Origin of the sequence: Leuconostoc gelidum subsp. gelidum KCTC 3527 (assembly GCF_000166715.1) — a bacterium.
In the GTDB taxonomy this organism is placed as follows: Bacteria; Bacillota; Bacilli; order Lactobacillales; family Lactobacillaceae; genus Leuconostoc; species Leuconostoc gelidum.
Genome location: NZ_AEMI01000003.1, coordinates 61,080 through 76,823, shown reverse-complemented (window position 1 = coordinate 76,823; position 15,744 = coordinate 61,080). Strand labels below are relative to the sequence as shown.

At 34.6% G+C, this 15,744-nt stretch carries 15 protein-coding genes; 2 read left to right on the top strand and 13 right to left on the bottom strand.

The features are described 5' to 3' along the window. The first annotated feature begins 15 nt into the window (after nt 1–15). Nucleotides 16–1,020, top strand: coding sequence for a lactonase family protein (locus EUI_RS0101330; protein WP_010015545.1), 1,005 nt, complete (start codon nt 16–18; stop codon nt 1,018–1,020). A gap of 732 nt (nt 1,021–1,752) precedes the next feature. Here the strand turns inward: EUI_RS0101330 and EUI_RS0101325 are convergent. From EUI_RS0101325 to EUI_RS0101300, 6 genes are all read right to left on the bottom strand, one after another. Then, on the bottom strand, nt 1,753–3,147 hold the full coding sequence (locus EUI_RS0101325) for an ATP-binding cassette domain-containing protein (RefSeq protein ID WP_010015543.1): 1,395 nt from the start codon (nt 3,145–3,147) through the stop codon (nt 1,753–1,755). Then, on the bottom strand, nt 3,137–4,378 hold the full coding sequence (locus EUI_RS0101320) for an MFS transporter (protein WP_010015542.1): 1,242 nt from the start codon (nt 4,376–4,378) through the stop codon (nt 3,137–3,139). The genes EUI_RS0101325 and EUI_RS0101320 overlap by 11 nt, the downstream gene beginning before the upstream one ends. Further along, entirely contained in the window at nt 4,375–5,406 is a 1,032-nt protein-coding gene (locus tag EUI_RS0101315; RefSeq protein ID WP_010015541.1) for a YcaO-like family protein, read from the bottom strand. The genes EUI_RS0101320 and EUI_RS0101315 overlap by 4 nt, the downstream gene beginning before the upstream one ends. Before the next feature lie 74 nt (nt 5,407–5,480). After that, nucleotides 5,481–6,053, bottom strand: coding sequence for a hypothetical protein (locus EUI_RS0101310; RefSeq protein WP_010015539.1), 573 nt, complete (start codon nt 6,051–6,053; stop codon nt 5,481–5,483). A 596-nt stretch (nt 6,054–6,649) separates the two neighbouring features. Beyond that, nucleotides 6,650–6,793: a hypothetical protein gene (locus EUI_RS10540; RefSeq protein ID WP_010015538.1), complete on the bottom strand. Its 144-nt coding sequence runs from the start codon at nt 6,791–6,793 to the stop codon at nt 6,650–6,652. Nucleotides 6,794–6,923: 130 nt separating this feature from the next. Next, on the bottom strand, nt 6,924–7,814 hold the full coding sequence (locus EUI_RS0101300) for a LysR family transcriptional regulator (RefSeq protein WP_010015537.1): 891 nt from the start codon (nt 7,812–7,814) through the stop codon (nt 6,924–6,926). 177 nt (nt 7,815–7,991) lie between these two features. Between EUI_RS0101300 and EUI_RS0101295 the strand changes: the two genes are divergently transcribed. Then, entirely contained in the window at nt 7,992–8,927 is a 936-nt protein-coding gene (locus EUI_RS0101295) for a DMT family transporter (RefSeq protein ID WP_010015536.1), read from the top strand. Nucleotides 8,928–9,152: 225 nt separating this feature from the next. Here the strand turns inward: EUI_RS0101295 and EUI_RS0101290 are convergent, their stop codons facing one another. The 7 genes from EUI_RS0101290 to EUI_RS0101260 are packed head-to-tail and all read right to left on the bottom strand — an operon-like array spanning nt 9,153 to nt 15,708. Further along, nucleotides 9,153–10,382, bottom strand: coding sequence for an MFS transporter (locus EUI_RS0101290; protein WP_010015535.1), 1,230 nt, complete (start codon nt 10,380–10,382; stop codon nt 9,153–9,155). Then, complete coding sequence (locus tag EUI_RS0101285) at nt 10,382–11,155, bottom strand: amino acid ABC transporter ATP-binding protein (protein ID WP_010015533.1); 774 nt, start codon at nt 11,153–11,155, stop codon at nt 10,382–10,384. Before EUI_RS0101285 ends, EUI_RS0101290 begins: the two co-directional genes overlap by 1 nt. Nucleotides 11,156–11,165: 10 nt before the next feature. Beyond that, nucleotides 11,166–12,137 carry a D-2-hydroxyacid dehydrogenase gene (locus EUI_RS0101280; RefSeq protein WP_010015532.1) on the bottom strand — a complete coding sequence of 324 codons (972 nt, stop codon included), beginning with the start codon at nt 12,135–12,137 and terminating at the stop codon, nt 11,166–11,168. A 30-nt stretch (nt 12,138–12,167) separates the two neighbouring features. After that, nucleotides 12,168–13,391, bottom strand: a complete 1,224-nt coding sequence (locus EUI_RS0101275) for an aminotransferase-like domain-containing protein (RefSeq protein WP_010015531.1) — start codon at nt 13,389–13,391, stop codon at nt 12,168–12,170. A 32-nt stretch (nt 13,392–13,423) separates the two neighbouring features. Beyond that, nucleotides 13,424–14,161 carry an amino acid ABC transporter ATP-binding protein gene (locus tag EUI_RS0101270; RefSeq protein WP_010015530.1) on the bottom strand — a complete coding sequence of 246 codons (738 nt, stop codon included), beginning with the start codon at nt 14,159–14,161 and terminating at the stop codon, nt 13,424–13,426. Nucleotides 14,162–14,163: 2 nt separating this feature from the next. Beyond that, nucleotides 14,164–14,868 (bottom strand): amino acid ABC transporter permease, encoded by a 705-nt coding sequence (locus EUI_RS0101265; RefSeq protein ID WP_010015529.1) that lies wholly within the window; start codon nt 14,866–14,868, stop codon nt 14,164–14,166. Between the two features lie 12 nt (nt 14,869–14,880). Beyond that, nucleotides 14,881–15,708 carry a transporter substrate-binding domain-containing protein gene (locus EUI_RS0101260; RefSeq protein WP_010015527.1) on the bottom strand — a complete coding sequence of 276 codons (828 nt, stop codon included), beginning with the start codon at nt 15,706–15,708 and terminating at the stop codon, nt 14,881–14,883. Nucleotides 15,709–15,744: the final 36 nt, after the last annotated feature.

The following is a 15,744-nucleotide window of genomic DNA, read 5'->3' as shown; positions in this document are numbered from 1 at the left end:
TGAGGATATAAACTTATGAAAGAAAATATAATTTTTGGTAGTTATCAACGAGGCATCTATATGTTGAGGTTTGACACGGATTCAGGCCATTTATCTGAACCGTTTCTCTTAACAGATGTGGATTCAGCAACATATTTTGATATATCAAATACTGGGACTGTTTACACGGCGATTGCAGAAAAAAGCATGGGAGGAGTTGGGGTATTTGATTTAAAAAATAAGACACTTCATAATCTTACGAAGCATCTATCGTTCTCCCCTGCCCCAGTGCACATTAATATTCAAGGCGCATTGTTATTAGCTAGTAACTATAATGGCGGGAGCTTAAATATTTATAAATTGTCATCAAATAATTATTTAGAATTATCGGACACATTTATTAATGCCGGAACAGGCACACTGCCACAGCAAAACACCTCACACATTCACTTTGCCGGTATAATGCCAGATAAACGGTTGATAGTATTGGATTTAGGAACGGACGAGGCTATCATTTTTGATATATCGGAGTCGGGTAAACTATTAAATCGTGTCAATGTATTCAAATTTCCCAATGGTTTTGGACCGAGGCACCTATGCGTTACTAATGATAATCATCACGTTATTGTGCTAGGAGAGCTGTCAAGTGAAGTTGCTGTTTTAAGCTATGTTGAAGGCTCTTTAGTTCTAGAACAATTGGTGTCTACAATTCCTGACCAATGGGTGGGAGAAAATGGATGCGGCGGGATAAAATTATCATTCGATCAAAAATTTCTATATGTTTCAAATAGAGGTCATGATTCAATATCTGTATTTAAATTAGAATATACATCATCTAATTTAAAATTGAATTTGATACAGAATATTAGTTCTTTTGGCATGTTCCCGCGGGATATTTCATGCGACACGAGTGGTGAATATCTATTTTCCGCAAATCAAAAATCAAACTCCATTTCAATGTTTAAAGTGTTGGATGGGCGGTTAGAGTATATAAAAACTAAAAACAATCTAGATATGCCGGTTTGTATCAAGTTTATTTAAGTAGTTAGTTTGGAGCCAACGCGTGAACAAGCCGGCTGATGAAATGGTTTATTGTTCTTGGTATGATAAAGCCTAAGTGTTGGCTAAAGTGGCTTTATTTGGAATAACACATTAGTTAACAATTGGAACACGACGGACTTAAATAACACCTACTAAAATTGGCGCCAGTTTTTCAGTAGGTGTTATTTTTAGAATTAAAAAATCCTGTACTTAATTATCTCGGGTTCTGTTCTCAAAATAAAACAGTCTAGATTTTCCGTATACAAGCATTTCTGTATATATTTAGGTGTCTTTTTATATACTAAGAAGTACTATTTACATGCTAGCTACATTCAAGGCGTCCAAAAAGAGGCCGCTAAAAATCTAAAAAAGTTATTTTGGAAACACTTCTTTTTTAATTTATTTTTTCCGCTATTAATTGCATTTGGTTTAATATAGCCATAATTAAGAGAAACCGAAATAAAGTAACTTAACATAATGAATATTATTTGACACATACAGTAAAAGACACAGCAAAGAACTTTAATTTATCTTACCGAACAGTATAGTACAAAAAAATATTTATTTAACGATGTTTCTATCAATTTTAATTACTTTCATAACCAATCATTTGATGGTAATACATTATTGCTTGTATCCTAATCACGTGATAACTTTTGATAGAAATTTAACGGTAAATTTTGCTGAGCTTATTAGTGCAATTCGTATTTACAAACTTTTTAATAAAAGTTACTATGAGTTAAAGTAATCTTGTAACGTCAAATAATCCACTACTTTCTTGTTTTCAATAACAACAACATCTGTTGTCACATTTTCAATAAATCGCTTATCGTGTGATACTATTACCAACGCCGCTTTGCTGTCATTAATGTATGTTGTCAAGGCCACTACGCCATCATAGTCAAGATAGTTGGTTGGTTCATCTAATATTAGCACGTCAAACGCTGAAATTAAGCACAATATTAGTTGTACTTTTAGCAACTGTCCTCCACTTAATTTATTTGGACTTCGAGTTAACATTTCTCGATTAACTCCCAGAGCCCCAGCAACTTCTAAAATAATTTCCTCGCGAATCCCTGATTTATTCATAAGTTGTGTTATTAAAGGAATTGACGAACACCAATCTTGATTTATATTTTGATGGAAATAGTTCACGTGTACATTTTTTTCATCTAATTTTTGAAATAATTTATCAAGTAGCGATGTTTTTCCTACGCCGTTATCACCAAGCAAAGATAAAACATGTCCAGACTTAATATTGATTTTAAATGGTGAATTTACTAAATAGTTTTCATTAACCTTGACATTGATAAACGACAACTGCATCGATATTTTTCCGGAATTTTGATAATAACTTAGTATCTTTAATCCTATTTTGGTAAATGGCTTCGAATCATAATGATTATCATTGAGCGCTTGTCTCATGTTTTTTGCTGAAGTCGCTAGTCGATTCTGAACTTTGTCATATTTACCAGCCAGACCTTTAGCTTTTTTGTCTGAATTTGATATGCCTCTTACTTTTTTGGATCGTTGAGACTTTTCCTGGAGTCGCTGAACTGATTTGCGTTGTTGATTTTTTTGCTTTTTTTGTACTTCATACATCTGAAATTCTTTATGTCGTTTCTTTTCGTACTCTAGCTGAAAATCCTCAAATTTTTGCTCATATAGTTCAGCCCGACGGTTTTCAATCAATAAGATGTTATCAGTAGTAGAGTCTAGAAAGTCAAAATCATGACTAATCAAGAGTACTATACCAGAAAAATGCCTAATCAATCCAGATAACACCTTAATGCCATTCTTATCTAAATTTGAAGTTGGTTCATCTAGCAATAAAATATCAGGATTAGAAAATACAGCATCTTTTAATCGTTGCAGTTGTAACTCACCAGGACTATGGTAATCTTCCCAATCATTAAATTGCGAGACTATTTTTACTTTGCCCTCTAATGATATCGTTCCTTTTTGGGGTAATAATCTACCACTAATTAAATTTATTAATGTTGTTTTACCGACTCCATTATCGCCAACAATGCCGATATGACCTTCTGAAAGCCTGAAGTTTATATTGTCAAATACAATATTACCTTGATCGAATTGAAATGAGATATTTTTTACGTCAATCATCATGTAAAACCTCCAAGAATCTTTTGTCAGTTAGAGAGTACAACAAACTAACAACCATTAGTCCCGTTAATATAATTAAACTAATCGATTTGACTGGCACTGTTTTTGAAGCAATCGCTGCTAAAGGTGCAGTCACCATCAGTAAGGTAAATATTGTCCCCAGAGTAGTTCCTAGAATTTTGTTATCAATTTTTTCTTGTAGTAGTGTGATAAGAATAATGCCAGTGAAACTGTTAAACAAGCTGTACAAAGCCCAAAAACAAATCAATCCAGTAATCAAGATTTTCTCACTATTAATGAATTCATATAACAATGACAATAAAAATAAAGCTCCACTCTGAATCAGTAGTAACAAACGATAGTGACCTTTGTAATTCATGATCAAAGTATGCTTACGTTGAATAACAAGTGTGGCTATAACACTAGCAACGGAAATGACAATTTGTTGAAGGGAAAAAGCATACTTGATATTTGGTATTTTGTAATTTAAGTATAATGGCTGAATATACCAAAAAGTCCAATACAAAAAATTCATTATCAATGCATATGGAATAACCGTTTGAATTATAGGCTCATGCAATATATTCCTTAGCCCTTTGAAAGTACTGCTAACTGCTTCGTTAAACTTAAAATTTACATCACTATTATTTATCACATCAGGAATTACATTTTTTGCAGTTGAAATATTTAAAATTCCAATTGCAGATAAAATTATTAAAAATATAATTAATATAGTTGATGATTTTAAATCTAAATAAGTTATCATAACTGCCAATAACGATCCTGACAGAATGCTAGAAATTCCAGAAACAGCAGAAAATCCTGCGTTGTTCTTTACTCTTTCACCTTCATTTTTAGCAAATTTATATGTTGATACCTCTACTGCTGATGAATAAAAAACTGAAATTAGCGAATTTAAAGTTGAAAAAATGAGTAATAGCAATATTATACCGTTAATACGCGTTTGAAACAGTGAGAAAAGCAAAATGCCAGTCACACATATACGAATTAAAGATACCCATTTCAAAATTTTAGCTGGGTTCACCATATCAGCAACAGCTCCACCAATAGGTCCACCACCTATCTCGATAATTTGCAACATGCCAAGCAAGGCGACCATATCTTGTCGATGTAATTTTACCGCAAAATACCAAATTAAAAATAAATTAAAAGTTTGTGTAGCGACAGTTACAACACCGTCATTTAAAATTATTTTAATAAAATTTTTATTCATATAAAAGGAGTTCCCCTATACTTTTCACGCAACGCAACGTTTTTGGTTGTACACAACTCTGGAAAGTAAAATGGAACAAATTGATTTGAAATCAGAGGCTGTAACTCAGGAGAGTAAACTCGAGTTGTAAATCCTTTTGAACTGTTGCCAACTGTTAGATAGTAAAACGTTGGTTGTAAACTGTTACTCTTTCTTTCCTCAGAATTAATTCGGACATTCAGCAAACTATTGTCAACTCGGTTCCAAAAATCTTTACTAAATCCATGAGGTATCATTACTTGCGATAAATTATACCAATTTTCACCGCGAAAAGTGTGAATAGCTTCTAAAAGAGCATGGTTCATCGCATTTCTTTCATCAGTATTGGTGCCAAATCCGACAGATAAAAAAGGAAAAGTAGTTGTCTCCAAGACCGCCATAATTGTTGAATATGAAAATTGATTGGATTCCAGTATTTCAAAAACACGAACCGATTTTATAATTTTTTGTTTTTTTAATTTATCAAACACACTAGATTTCACTCGTATTTTTTCAATAATTTTAGACCGTCCAAACCACCAAAACATTTTTGTGTGATGTTCAATAATTTCAGATTTACCTTTATTTAAAGCTGTTATTTTATTGATATCATGAGAATATCCTTCAGAACTAGACCAATGTAGTTGATTTTTTTCATGCAAATCATAATTTGATTTAAATAATACCAATTCTTTTGGAAACAAAACAACATCCGATGGATCACTAACGTTTTTAAGCTCAACATATTGTTTTTCTAAATTATACCAATTTGTATCTCCAATAATTTCTAAATTTCTATAAAAATCTGAATTTGCTTCTCCTCTCATTTTTATTGGAACGTAATTGGTCATATCTCTTTCTTCCAATAATTCAGACAAAGCATTCGAGTATGCAATGTTATCCGTTGTATGAGTGGCCGAAGGTCTGAATGACATATTATTTTTTTCTTTGAATGTTACAAAACCTTCAATTCCGAAATTAGGAACCCTCATTAAATTTATTTCTGACATTTAACACCTCATTTTAAATTAAAAAAATAAAAGAGAAGCGGCTAGTACGACTTCTCTTTGTATAAATATAAGCATTAACTATTAATTAGTTCAACTTCTTTGGTCATTACACTATATTTTTTAAGGAAAACAAGCTCTTGAGATAATAATCCAACAATGTCTTCTGTCAGTTTTGTGATACTGCCATGTCGCAAATATTCATGGACTTGACCTTCCATAAGAAGTTTTTCGTACGGCATCACTTCATATGCATTATATAAATCATAGATCAAATTTGACATTTTTGTATTTGCCGCACTCATTTCCTTGAGAATAAGAACCTCATCATTACTCAACTCAATGTCAGATTGAACCTCATCCAAATTTTTAAAGAAATCACCCAAATTATTATCTAGTGCCACTGAAGCGTTCCAACTTGTAAGTAAGTTTTGTTTTACATCTTCATACTTCGCAAATGCGAGAGTATGTTGTGTTGTTTTTTCTAATGACATAATTTCTTCAACATGAGCATTAGCAAGACTAAAATACGCATTAATTTGAAAAACATTTTTAACAACTGATGCATATGCCAAACGCAAATTTTCAATTTCGTTTTCTGCAATATTACAGCTTTTAGGACGAGCACCTCCACAATTAATTCCACCCATAATCAATAAACCTCACAATCATTATTTTTTCTAAACGTTCAATGATTATAATATAATTCAATTTTAATAAAATGTCAATTAATAATTTTTATATCTCATAAAAATTTCATTAATGTTGATTATTTGCTTTTGTATAAAATTTTAAACTCACTTCTAGGTGGCAAATGTTTGTCTAACTAAATGAGTTCTTTTGGCAAAACGATCACATTTTCTAACTAAAGTAACTATTATTTTGATTGACATTTAGTTTATCCGTCTTCGTACACTCTTCTCAATTTCTTTATTATTCACTAGTGATGCCAAAGCCCTTTTTGAGATGATTCAATTTAAAATTTATCTGACTTGATTTGATAGATCACTACGACCAGTTTGTTAACTAACACAGTGTTAATCTGCTCATAAATATTCCCCCTGCTATATTTAATAGCATTAAAATACTTTACCACATATTTATTGTGAAATAATGTGTTTTAATTTTTTTATGATGAAATTTAACCCTAATATCAATTTGGAGGTCTCGTTAGTGGCTTCCTTTTTTATTTCTACTATCTATATACGCCTATAGCGCATTTGATAGAAATGTATTAAAATTGAATTTATTTATTTTTTCTCTTGTGTTCATCATAAAGTGCAAGAATACTTACTTTATCCTTTGTGATAACAGCAAAGATGAGTCCTACAAAAGCAATCATCACTATAATCATATTTAATACTGTTAGATGCCTATAAAACCAAGTCATGTTAATTTCTCCAAAAATAATCTACTTTTTGTTGTTTAAGAGCAGGTGTAAATACAGACTTTTTGGTTACTTCCTAACAATACCGAAGCTAACTCCACCTGACATTCACATATGAGATTTAACTGTTTTTTCAAACCAATTCTTTTTCAATTTCTTTAACTATATCGGCAGATCTTCCGAAGACAGATACCGAGCGGTTAAATGCTATTTCTAATTTTTTCATCCCTAAACCATTGGTATCTTGTGCCACTTTATTAACAGCTATCGATTCAGGAAGTACCGCAATAAAATCAGAATTTCTAACTAAGGAAATAGTTAATTCACTATAATTATTCTCAAATATTTCAGGGAGTGCAACGTTTAAACGATTAAAAGTTTTAACCACTTGTTGATGAATGGGGCAATGGGTAGGTAGCAATATTAAATTAAATTTTTGAAGATCTATTGCTCTAACGGTCGCACTTTTAATCAAGGATGACATTTTAGTATTTGATTGTGAATAAACAATATAGTAAGGCTCTTCAAATAGTTTTTTTTGCACATAAGGTCCTACAATGTCATCACCAAACGCAGAATCAATAATAATGGCATCCAATCTTCCTTCGTTAAAGGGCATAATTAAGTCAATGCCTTTGTTCGTTACCTCTAACTTTTGTAACTCGTAAACTTTATTTATAAAAAAATCTGGAAAAATAAAAGAAGAGATGCTGTCGAGAACCCCTATGGTTAGGTTACTAAATGAAAAATTTTTATTATTAATTTCATCGATTGTTCTCGTTAATTCGTTCAGCATTCGTGTAGCAAAAACATAAAATATATGACCATCATATGTTAAATCTACCCCTTTGGCACTACGATTAAACAGTTGTGCCCCCACGTAATTTTCTAATTGATGAATTTTTTTACTAATGGCAGGTTGCGTTAGAAGGAGCACCTTACTACTCTGATTGATACTCTTTGTTTCACTGACTTTAATAAATACATTCAACATGTCAAAGCTTATATTTTCATTTCCAATCATGCCCTACCCTCTCTGAATATATAAATTCATGGCCTATAACATATTTCTATATCCCCCTAGTTTATACTGTTAATTCCAGTATAGCAATATAGATGATATATTTTAATCAAGCCAAAGAAGGTAACTTAATTTATCTGGAAAAATTAATTATCATGAGTTTTAGGAAGAAGAATTGAAATGACTAAAAAATATTTATTAGGAATTGTCCTATGTTTAATTGCTGTATTTTCTTGGGGTGGTATGTTTCCTATAATGGCCCCCGCATTGAAAATTATGGATCCATTTTATATTACACTGTTTCGTTATGGCATAGTTGCCATTATCTTTGCTATCATTTTGCTATTTGTAGAGGGTAAATCAGCTTTTAAATCTGACGGCAATTTTTTAAAGCTATGGTTATTTGGGACATCTGCTTTCGCCGGATTTAGTTTTTTAGTATTCCTTGGACAAAAAACTGCCGGCCCTTCTGGTTCTATTATTGCTTCCGTGATGATGGCAACTCAGCCCTTGCTTGGCGTATTAGTAGGCTGGGTTTATCGTGGTGTTAAACCTACAATTGTATCTTTAATTTCGATGATTGTCGCCGTTATTGGGGTGTTCATGGTCGTTACTAAGGGTGATCTATCCGTTCTATATAAAGGTGATAATACTATATTTGCACTTGTACTCATTTTGCTTGGTGCACTATGCTGGGTAATTTATACTACCGGTGGCGGGGACTTTAAGCAGTGGTCAATTCTACGCTATTCAACATTAACTAGTATTTATGGCGTTCTCTCAGTCATTGTTATTCTGTTTGTCGCTACATTGATGGGCTGGCTATCAGTGCCAAGTTTTGAACAAATATCCGGCGTGAGTGGCGCGTTAATTTACATGATTTCATTTGCTGGTGTCATTGCTGTATTTGCTTGGAATCTTGGTAATCGTATTGTTGGACCCATTAATGGTATCTTGTTTATGAACTTAGTGCCCATTACTTCATTTGTCATTAGCATTGTAAACGGCTATAAAATATCTGGTTTTGAATTAGCTGGCGTTTCAATCACTATTCTTGCGCTAATTGGTAACAACATTTATAATCGCGTCGCACAATCTAAAGTATTGAAAAGTTAGATTAAAATTTATGATATCGAAAAAAATAAGCGAACTGTTAGTTATTATAGACTAACAGTTCGCTTATTTTTCCCTATTAAACGGTGAGAATCTTTTCTACCTTCTATCAAAATTTACTAGCATTTTCATGGCGAAACAGTTATCGGCTTATCATTAATTAAAAAATCTAATGTATCAATATGATTTATTAAAATAGCTCAACATTTTTTAATGCCCTATCAACCTCTAACTCAGCAACTGACGATGAGTCAAAACAAGTCCTAAAGTAGCTAAAACGACTAGCGTTGTGCAGAGATACATCCCCTGAAAACCAATCAAACTCACAACAATCCCCCACACCAAAGCACCTAAACCATATGCCACGTCAGTTCCGGATGAAAAGATGGCAGTTGCACGGCCACGCTGTTCTGAAGTCACATCACGTAAAACAACGGCATTCATCAATGGCATTAACAAGGCAAATCCCAAACCATCTAGTGCCCCCGCTAACAATAGTAATTCAATTGTGTCACCAAATGCAATACATATGTAGGCTGCAGCAATCATGACAATCCCAGCTAAAATCAACACAAATGATTTAAAATACAGATACATCCTACCAAACCAAATTCTGGCCAATGCACCTATAACGGCTTGTGCAGTGAAACTCAAACCGACAACAGCTGGCGACAAGTTTTTTTGCTCACCAAATTGAATCAAAAATGCTGCTACTGCAGCATTTGCAAAAGAAACAACAAAAATCAACAAACTAGGCACCCAGATACTTTGTAATCTGATCAGTGCCTTAAACCCAGTTTTTACTTGTTTTGTTTTTTGAACTTGTGTGTCACTATCATAGCTATCTTTGATGAACAAGGTAAGCAGAAATGCTAGGCTAACAAGTAACAAGCTAAAATAAAAAAGTGACTGAAATCCTAAATTTTCAACAATCATTAGCCCAATTGCTGGGCCAATTGCCGCTGGTAAAGTTTGTGAAATACTGAAATATCCTAATCCAATTGATAACTTTTCTTTTGGTATTTTATCAGCCACCAATGTTGCTACTGCAGTTGACTGTGTGCCATTCCCTATGCCTTGCACCGCACGTAATATAATTAAACTCACAATGGTGCTCACAAAAATCAACATTGAAAAATCAATCGCTAATATACCTATGCCAATCAACACCAGTTGCTTACGCCCATAACTATCAATTAACTTGCCAACAGGTATCCGCGCAGCTAAAGCAGCTAGTCCCCAAATGCCAACAACTAGTCCTGACATCACAGCATTCCCACCTAATCGTGTGACATATAAAGGTAAAGTACCCATCTGCGTTGTTACAGCGGTCATGACCAAAAAATTAATGACCATTAGCAACATCATATCTTTAGAAAAAAGGCGTGTTGCCTGTCTGTCTCGTGATATTTTCTCCGTACCAATTGTTTCACTAACACGTTCTTGTTTAGATTGCATCATACTTCTACCAGTTCAACATCATCAAAATTTTTACCGGATAAACGTGCCAAAAACTTCTTTGTCCGCTCATCTTGTGGCGTATTAAATATAGCTTGTGGTGTCCCTTCTTCAACCACTATTCCGCCTTCCATGTAGAGAACACGATCTGCTACTTCATAAGCAAATTGCATTTCGTGTGTGACAACAATCATGGTATGGCCTTCTTGTGCTAATTCTTTCATAGCCGATAGCACTTCACCAACCAACTCCGGATCCAATGCACTAGTTGGTTCATCAAATAATAATAGCTCTGGTTTCATCGCCATGGCACGAGCAATCCCCGCACGCTGTTGTTGCCCACCGGACAACTGCACCGGATAATAATCCGCACGATCAGATAAACCAACTTTTTCTAACATTGCTAGCCCAATTTTGACAGCCTCCTGATGAGGCGTTTTTTTAACACGGACCAATCCCTCAATGACATTCTGCAGTACAGTCATATTATTGAAAAGCGCATGTCCTTGAAAGACCATTGCTGTTTTCAAAATCAGATCGCGCGTGTTACGATGATCTTTTTTCGTAAAATCCTTGGTCACATCGTTAATTTTAATTTGACCTTTATCAGCCTGTTCCAAGGTATTCAAACATCTCAAAAAAGTGGTTTTACCCGAACCTGATGGTCCTAGAATGACAATAACCTCACCCTTGTGAAGCGTGAGATCAATACCTTTTAAAATTTCTTTTTGATAAAAAGATTTGTGCACGTCTTTAATTTCAATAAAACTCATGGCTAGCCTCCTAGTTCAAAACTATATTTTCTGACTCGCCGTTCGTCACAATATCACGTGCATTGTCTAAAGCAGTAATTGCGATGTCACGTACGGCTGCTTGTGTAAAATAAGCAATGTGTGGCGTTATTAAGACATTATCAAATGCCATAAGTGCTTGATAATATGGATTAGCTGTTATCTCAAAAAATTCTTCATCCTCCAGAGCATCAAGTGCCACACCTTTAAATTTTCCTTGCTGCAGATGCTCGATTAATGCATTTGTATCGATGATACTACCACGTGCCGTATTGACTAGAATGGCATCTTGTTTCATCAAACTCAAATTATCAAAATCAAATAAATGGTAAGTTTTTTCGTTGAGTGGGACATGGATACTAATCACATCACTGGCTGTTAATAATGTTTTAAAATCAACACTTTCAATGCCTAATTGTTCAAGCTCTGGTTTATTCGTACGTGAATGAATTAGCACACGGGCCCCCATGTATTTTAACGTTTTTGCAACTAAACTACCTAACCGACCTGCACCATATATGCCAATGGTCAAATCGGTCAATTCTTGTCCAATAAAATCTTTTCTGTGAGCTACTTGCCGTTGATATAAATATATTGGTATGTTACGTAACAACATAATAATCGACATAATGGTAAAGTGCGCCACTGATTCAGGTGAGTAGTTAGGGACATTGGTGATACTAAGATGATATTTTTCAGCAAAAGTAAAATTAATATTATCATAACCCGTTGATTTAACTGAAATTTGTTTCATCCCATTTTGAGCCAGCTGAACATACAAACTTTCATCGGTTAAAAATGCTTTCCCTGGGTAAAACACAACAGCATCATACTCACGTGTTAATTCAATATTGTCGTAACCAATTGGTACAGATAGTGTTTTAACTGTGACATTATTGCTTTTAGCCCAATGATCAATGAAGCTTTTTTCTATATCTGCTACATTATAGAAAAGTATTTTCATATGCAATTTCTCCCTACTTCAAAATACCATTTACTTTTTTACTTTAGCAACGGCTGCTGCTTGTGCAATGCGTTGAATCCCAGTTTCAATTTCTTCTACCGATGGCAATGTGAAGTTCAACCTAAAATAACGTTCATAGCCCTGGCCAGCTGCACTCATAACATTACCAGGAATAACACCTACATGGCGCTGATCTAATGCATCATAGAAAACGCTTGAATCTATATCATCATTGAGTTTAACAGAAATGAAGTAACCACCATCAGGTACAACAAAAGTCATATCTTTTGTCGCATACTTTCGCAATGCACCAACCATGGCATCTGCCTTAACCTTGTATAATTGGCGTAAATAAGCAATATGTTCATTAAAATCATAATCATCAATTAACTGACTAGCAAGATACTGCCAGTATAGATTAGCAAACGAATCAGCCACTTGCTTCACCAATACTAATTTATCAAACACTGCTTTTGGTGCCAGCAAATAGCCCAATCGTGAACCAGGTGCTAAAATTTTTGAAAAAGAACCCGCATAAATCACAATTCCTGTGGTATCCAACGACTTGATTTTAGGAATTGCTTCGATGTCTGAATAAAGCAAATCACCGTATGGATCATCTTCATAAATCATGACCTGATGTTTCTGACAAATATCATAAACCTCTTGTCGCTTCTCCAAAGACATTGATGTGCCAATTGGATTTTGAAAGGTTGGAATCAAATAAAGTAACTTAATTCGATGTGCCGTGTCAGCAGATAATGTTGCTTCTAAAGCCTCAGTATCAATGCAACCGCTAGTCATATCAAATGGTAATCCTTGTGCATGACCACCATAAGACTTAATTGAATTGACAGCGCCAATAAATGTTTGTTCTTCAGTGAGTACTGTATCTCCCTCATTAACAAATATTTTAAATACCAAATCCATCCCCTGAGTTGATCCAGAAGTAATCAAGATATCATTAGAGACAACATCTAAATTTTGATATTGATGTAAGCGCGACTTAAGTTGTTCTCGAAGTTTCGGAATACCTTCAGTCTCACCATACTGCATAAATTCGACTGCATGCTGACGATAAATCTTATCAGAAAGTTTGGCCAGTTTTTCGATTGGAAAAGCTTGATTACTTGGATAACCATAGGTTAATTTAATATAATCATCAGCCGTTTGAACATGCTTAGCCTGTTCGCGCAGAGGGCTTGGGATTAAATTAGACACGCGTGATGCAAACGAATAACGCAATTCTGACATATAACAAATCTCCTTCTAAATTAAGCAATAAATTAATTGACAGTGAAACGGTTCAAAAATGTTTTCGTACGCGCTTCTTGTGGGCTTTCAAATATTTGTTGCGGGGTACCCTCTTCAACAATGACACCATCAGCCATAAAAATAACACGATTACTGACCTCATAAGCAAATTGCATTTCATGTGTCACAACAATCATGGCAACACCAGCATCTTTAACTGCTTTCATAACTTTAAGCACTTCGCCAACTAATTCCGGATCAAGCGCAGCGGTTGGTTCATCGAATAATAGTACTGTAGGATGAACAGCTAAGGCACGCGCAATTCCTATCCGCTGCTTTTGACCACCAGAAAGTTGTGAAGGGTAATAATCACCATGATCCGGTAAACCAATAACCCGTAATAGTTCTTCTGCACGTGCTTCGGCTTGCTGAGTACTGTAGCCATGTACAATGACCATCGGCTCCATGATATTTTGTTTTGCTGTTTTATTTAAGAATAGGGCATAATTCTGAAACACCATCCCCATACTCCGACGTAACTGTAAAACATCATTTGCACTCGCTTGTCCAAAAACCACTTCGTGATCATTAACCGTAATAGAGCCTGAATCTGCTTCTTCCAAAAAATTCAAGCACCGTAGAAAAGTTGTTTTTCCTGAGCCTGAAGGCCCCAAAATTGTAACTACTTCTCCCTCATTGAGTGATAGGCTGACACCTTTAATGACTTCATTATCGTTAAAACTTTTGTGGACATCTTTAACTTCAATCATGATCAAGACCTCTTTATTTTCTTGTCCATACGCACTTCTAGAAAGACTGCACCACGCTCAATCACGATAGTCATCATCCAGTAAATTAACGCCGCTGCAATGTAAGCTTCGAAATACTTATAGTTTGAACTGGCAGCTTGCGTGGCGGCCGAAAAAATTTCAACAACTGATACTAACGAAGCAATGGCTGTCCCTTTAATCAAATTAATAAACATATTAATGATCATCGGTAATGCTACAGGCATCGTCTGAGGTATCAAAACACGGCGAATCGTTTGTAATTGGGTCATGCCCAAAGAACGTGCGGCATCAAATTGTACTTGTTTAACTGATTCAAATGCACCTCGGAATGCCTCACTCAATCCGACTGTAGCCATTAAAGATAAGCCAATAATAGCTAAAACACTCATTGGTAAATCACCATATCGGATATGCCAACCAACTGCTTTAGCAAAATGGTTGAAATTTTGAGATGTAATCAAAAAGATAACCAAAAATACTAAAATAAGGGGAACACCTTTTAATATCGTAATCACTATTGAAAACAATTGTGACAACCCCGGCACTTTATAGTATCTGACTAGTGCCACCACCAATCCCAACATCCCACCAATAATCAAACTAACTACTGCCATGTATATTGTGATCGGTACATAACGAATAATTTGTCCCATAACTTGAAATATAAAGCCTATATCAAAGTTCATCTGAAACCTCCGTTAATCCTTAGGTACGTAATCGCCCTTAAGCCATTGATTACTTAACTTTTTAAGTGTCCCATCCGCTTTTAATTCTGCCATCGCTTTGTTAACAGCTTTGATGAACTTAGGATCCGCGTGCTTATTAAACAATGGGTAGGCGTTAGAATGGTTAACTGCTTTACCATAAACCAAGTTTGTTTTGAACTGACGGTTCAATAAATCAATTGAATACTTTGGCGCAGGATAAACATTAAACTGGCCTGAGTTTAATCCTTGTGCCACTTGTTCCATCGTATAGGTACCGCGTACAACAGAATAAGCATCAGCATTTTTCTTTAAATAGGCATCTGTTAAAGTTGCTTGGTTGGTAGAATTAGTCACATACAATTTTTTACCTTTAGCATCGGCAAATGAATCTAGCACACCAGCAGATTTTTTAGTAGCTAATAATGTATCCCAGACAGTATAACCAACTGTGCCAAATTTAAAGTTCTCTTTGCGTTCGGCATTTTGTTCAACTTGATACATAGCCATTGTTGTTTTACCGGCCTTTAAATTAGTAATCATCGTTGGAAAATCAGACAATGTTAACTTGAATTTATACTGTGGTAACTTTTTATCAATTGCCTGAAGTAATGCAATATCCATACCCGCCGGCTTACCATCTTTATCTAAGTAAGCAAAGGGTTGTCCATCGTTTCCTGAACCAACCTTAATTATTTGCACTTTGGAAGATGACTGACTGCTTGTTCCTGTGTGGCGAAAAAACATAACGCCAATAATAGCAATGATGATGACTCCTAGACCAATCCATAATCCTTTATGACTTCGTGTTTTATCTTTCATAATCGTTCTCCCTATACTTAATCTCTTCTTAAACTT

Bases quoted from the DNA above. Each gene is read 5' to 3' on its own strand.
- EUI_RS0101330 (WP_010015545.1), top strand. From the start codon at position 16: ATGAAAGAAAATATAATTTTTGGTAGTTATCAACGAGGCATCTATATG.
- EUI_RS0101325 (WP_010015543.1), bottom strand. From the start codon at position 3,147: ATGATGATTGACGTAAAAAATATCTCATTTCAATTCGATCAAGGTAAT.
- EUI_RS0101320 (WP_010015542.1), bottom strand. From the start codon at position 4,378: ATGAATAAAAATTTTATTAAAATAATTTTAAATGACGGTGTTGTAACT.
- EUI_RS0101315 (WP_010015541.1), bottom strand. From the start codon at position 5,406: ATGTCAGAAATAAATTTAATGAGGGTTCCTAATTTCGGAATTGAAGGT.
- EUI_RS0101310 (WP_010015539.1), bottom strand. From the start codon at position 6,053: ATGGGTGGAATTAATTGTGGAGGTGCTCGTCCTAAAAGCTGTAATATT.
- EUI_RS10540 (WP_010015538.1), bottom strand. From the start codon at position 6,793: ATGACTTGGTTTTATAGGCATCTAACAGTATTAAATATGATTATAGTG.
- EUI_RS0101300 (WP_010015537.1), bottom strand. From the start codon at position 7,814: ATGATTGGAAATGAAAATATAAGCTTTGACATGTTGAATGTATTTATT.
- EUI_RS0101295 (WP_010015536.1), top strand. From the start codon at position 7,992: ATGACTAAAAAATATTTATTAGGAATTGTCCTATGTTTAATTGCTGTA.
- EUI_RS0101290 (WP_010015535.1), bottom strand. From the start codon at position 10,382: ATGCAATCTAAACAAGAACGTGTTAGTGAAACAATTGGTACGGAGAAA.
- EUI_RS0101285 (WP_010015533.1), bottom strand. From the start codon at position 11,155: ATGAGTTTTATTGAAATTAAAGACGTGCACAAATCTTTTTATCAAAAA.
- EUI_RS0101280 (WP_010015532.1), bottom strand. From the start codon at position 12,137: ATGAAAATACTTTTCTATAATGTAGCAGATATAGAAAAAAGCTTCATT.
- EUI_RS0101275 (WP_010015531.1), bottom strand. From the start codon at position 13,391: ATGTCAGAATTGCGTTATTCGTTTGCATCACGCGTGTCTAATTTAATC.
- EUI_RS0101270 (WP_010015530.1), bottom strand. From the start codon at position 14,161: ATGATTGAAGTTAAAGATGTCCACAAAAGTTTTAACGATAATGAAGTC.
- EUI_RS0101265 (WP_010015529.1), bottom strand. From the start codon at position 14,868: ATGAACTTTGATATAGGCTTTATATTTCAAGTTATGGGACAAATTATT.
- EUI_RS0101260 (WP_010015527.1), bottom strand. From the start codon at position 15,708: ATGAAAGATAAAACACGAAGTCATAAAGGATTATGGATTGGTCTAGGA.